The 475-nt window shown below is 72.4% G+C and carries 1 protein-coding gene; it reads left to right on the forward strand.

The genetic code is table 11. The annotated features are described in order from the left end of the window. Positions 1–18 precede the first annotated feature (18 nt). On the forward strand, positions 19–475 hold a 457-nt coding region (locus EXE41_RS18695; RefSeq protein ID WP_137691802.1), incomplete at its 3' end, for a pyridoxal-phosphate dependent enzyme.

Raw genomic sequence — 475 nt, forward strand, 5'->3', positions numbered from 1 at the left:
GGTGCCACCGCCCGAGCAATGAGCCTCGAACTCACGGCACCCGCCCCCGAGGAGCCATCCGTCGCCGCCGACGGCACCTGGCTCGAATGTATCGCGTGCGGCGCGCAGTTCGCGCCGTTCGAGGACGTTCGGTACACCTGCGACGACTGCGACGGCCTCCTCGAAGTCCGCTACGCGTCCCCGCCGACCTGGGACGACTTCGAGGGCCGCGGCGTCTGGCGCTACAACGCCGCGCTCCCCTTCGAGGAGGGCGTCTCGCTCCCCGAGGGCGCGACGCCGCTCCACGAGGTACCCCGCCTCGAAGCCGACGTGGGCGTCGAGACGCTCCGCGTCAAACACGAGGGGATGAACCCCACCGGCTCGTTCAAGGACCGCGGCATGACCGTCGGCGTCCGCGTGGCGAAGGAACTCGGCGTCGGCCGCCTCGCCTGCGCCTCGACCGGCAACACCTCCGCGGCGCTCGCCGCCTACGGCG

The organism is Halorubrum sp. SD690R (genome assembly GCF_005435035.1).
Lineage (GTDB): Archaea > Halobacteriota > Halobacteria > Halobacteriales > Haloferacaceae > Halorubrum > Halorubrum ezzemoulense.